Source organism: uncultured Amnibacterium sp. (genome assembly GCF_964245895.1).
GTDB lineage: Bacteria > Actinomycetota > Actinomycetes > Actinomycetales > Microbacteriaceae > Amnibacterium.
On the sequence record NZ_CAXTOQ010000247.1, the window covers coordinates 1 to 3,095 of the forward strand.

2 protein-coding genes and 1 pseudogene are annotated in these 3,095 nt (G+C 77.0%); all 3 read right to left on the minus strand.

Features of this window, described 5'->3' with window-relative positions:
* A partial coding sequence (locus ACFE60_RS18530) for a formimidoylglutamate deiminase (protein WP_375390323.1) occupies positions 1–1,181 on the minus strand: 1,181 nt, incomplete at its 3' end.
* Positions 1,182–1,308: 127 nt separating this feature from the next.
* A complete protein-coding gene (locus ACFE60_RS18535; protein ID WP_375390324.1) occupies positions 1,309–2,508 on the minus strand; it encodes an allantoate amidohydrolase in 1,200 nt (399 codons plus the stop codon).
* Positions 2,505–3,095: pseudogene (locus ACFE60_RS18540) on the minus strand (hypothetical protein); the annotation flags it as partial. The gene ACFE60_RS18535 and the pseudogene ACFE60_RS18540, both read right to left, overlap by 4 nt.

Genomic DNA, 3,095 nt, shown 5'->3' on the forward strand with positions numbered 1-3,095 from the left:
TCGGGCGCGGAGCCGGCCGTCCGCGGCGGGGCGGGGTCGAGCTGGACGGGGTCGGCCGAGTCGCCGACCGCGAAGCCGTTCGGCCGCAGTCCGAGGCTCGCCGATCCGTTCGCGGTGGCCGCCGCCAGCAGCTGGGCCGGGGAGAAGCGGCCGCGGCGCCCGGAGGCGAGCCGCTCCCCCGCCTCCAGCCCGCGGATCTCGAGCAGCGGGTCGATCACCGACTGGCCGTCGGAGCCGAGCGCGATGCGCGCGCCCGCGTCGGCCAGCGCCCTGGCCGGCCCGACGCCGTCGCCGAGGTCGGCCTCCGTCGTCGGGCAGAACGCGACCGTCGCGCCCGCGGCGCCGACGCGCGCGACGTCCTCCGGCGACAGGTGCGTGCCGTGCACGAGCGTCGTGCGCGGCGAGAGCACGCCGAGCCGATCGAGGGCCGCCGCCGGGGTCTCGCCGTGCAGGGCGAGGAAGGCCGCGGTCTCCCGCGGCTGCTCGGCGAGGTGCAGGTGCAGCGGTACCGCGGCCGGCAGCGCGGCGATGATGCGCTCGATCGCGGGAAGCGGCACGGCGCGGACGGAGTGGATCGCGGCGCCCACCGTGACGAGCGGGTCGTCGCCGATCGCCTCCCGCAGCGCGTGCCAGCGGGCGAGCCAGCCCTCGGCGGTGCCGTCGCCGAAGCGGCGCTGCTCGGGCGCCAGCGCGCGGCCGTCGACGTCGGCGGACAGGTAGCAGGCGTCGAGCAGCACGAGCCGGATCCCGACCGCCCTCGCCGCCTCGGCGAGCGCGAGCTCCATCGCGTGCGGCGGCTCGTACGGGCGCCCGTCCGGGCGGTGGTGCACGTAGTGGAACTCGCCGACCGCGGTCCAGCCCGCCCCTGCCATCTCCGTGAACACGGACTCCGCGATCGCGCGGAGGGCGTCGGGCGTCAGCGCGGTCGCGAGCCGGTACATCGCGTCCCGCCAGCGCCAGAAGTCGCCGCCCTCGCTGTGCGTGCGTCCGCGGAGGTTCCGGTGGAAGGCGTGCGAGTGCGCGTTGACGAACCCCGGCACCACCAGCTGCAGCACCCGGTCGCCGTCCATCGGGTCGACGTGGTCCGCGATGGAGGCGATCCGGCCGTCCGTCACCGTGAACCGCACCGCGCTGCGCCGTCGGCCGGGGCTGAGGACGAACTCCGCCCAGTAGCCGGTCACGACGGCACCTTCACGGATCCGCAGAAACTGCTCGACACGCCGCGACCGAGCCGCCGGACGCGGCGTGTCACCCCAGAACTGCGGAACCGCGAAAGAAGTGCGGATCCGCGAGCCTCCGAGTGGCCGGTCATGCGGCGAGGTGCCGCACCACGGCCTCGAGGGCGTCGACGCCGGCGTCGAGGTCCGCCTGCGCGGCGTCCTCCCCGGGCGCGTGCGAGACGCCGGTCGGGTTGCGGACGAACAGCATCGCGGTCGGCACTCGCGCTGCCAGCACCCCGGCGTCGTGCCCGGCACCGGTCGGCAGCTGCGGCACGTCCCCCAGCAGGTCCACCAGCGCCGCGCGCAGCGCCGGATCGAAGACGACCTCGTCGCTCCAGCTGCGCTGCTCGATGCCGAACGCGCACCCGCTGAGGGCCGCCGCGAGCGCGCCGTCCTCCTCGATGCGCGCCAGCACCGACCGGACCGCGGAGGCGGACGCCGCGCGGACGTCGAGCGAGACCTCGACGCGGGAGGCGATCACGTTCGTGCCGCCCGGCACCGCGTCGATGCGGCCGACGGTCGCCCGGGCGCCGTCCGCGGCGAGCGCCGCGGCCTCGACGGCGAGCACGACGCGGGCCGCCGCGACCACGGGGTCGGCGCGGTCGGGCATCCGGGTGGTGCCGGCGTGGTCGCCGCGGCCGGTGACCGTGATCTGCCAGCGGCCGTGGGCGAGGATGCCGGTCGCGATCCCGACGGGCGCGTCCAGGTCGGCGAGGGCGCGGCCCTGCTCGACGTGCAGCTCGACGAACCGGCCGATCCGGGCGAGCGCGGCGTCGTCGCGGCCGATCCCCTGCGGATCGACGCCCGCGGCCCGCAGCGCGTCAGCCAGGGCGGTGCCGTCCGCGTCCCGCAGCGCTCGCGCGTCGTCCGGCCGCAGCGCGCCGGTCATCAGCCGGGAACCGAGGCAGGCGACGCCGAACCGCGAGCCCTCCTCCTCCGGCAGCACGACCACCGCGATCGGGCGCGCGGGCCGGAAGCCGGCGGCGCGGAGGCGACCCACCGCGACGAGCGCCGAGACCACGCCGAGCGGCCCGTCGAGGCGTCCGCCGCCTGGCACGGAGTCGAGGTGGCTGCCGGTCACGACCGCGTCCGGCCCCGGCGCGCCCCACCACGCCCAGAGGTCGCCGTTGCGCCCGGGCACCACGTCGAGCCCCAGCGCGGTCGCCTGCTCGGCGAACCAGGCGCGCAGCCCGAGGTCGGCCTCGCCGAACCCGGGGCGCGACCACCCGCCGCGCGGATCGCGGCCGATGCCGTCGAGCCGCGCGAGCAGGTCCGTGACGACGCTCATGGCCTGGGCCCACGCTCGCCCGTTCCGGCGCGCTGCGAAGCAGCGTGACGGCGGAGCGAGTGGGGACGGTCGAGGGCGGGCACCGACGGCACCCACAGCCCGCGCTCGGCCGCGACCTCCGCCGCCCGCTCGTACCCGGCGTCCACGTGCCGCATCACGCCGGTCCCCGGGTCGTTGACGAGCACGCGGGCGATCTTCTCCGCGGCGAGCGGGGTGCCGTCCGCGACGACCACCTGGCCGGCGTGGATCGACCGGCCGATGCCGACGCCGCCGCCGTGGTGGATCGACACCCACGTCGCACCGGAGGCCGTGTTCAGCAGCGCGTTCAGCAACGGCCAGTCGGCGATCGCGTCCGAGCCGTCCGCCATCGCCTCGGTCTCCCGGTACGGGGAGGCGACTGATCCGGAGTCGAGGTGGTCGCGGCCGATGACGATCGGGGCGCTCACCGCACCCGATGCCACAAGCTCGTTGAACGCGAGCCCCGCCCGGTCCCGCTCCCCGTGCCCCAGCCAGCAGATCCGCGCCGGGAGCCCCTGGAACGCGACCTTCTCGCGGGCCGCGCGGATCCACCGCTGCAGCTTGTCGTC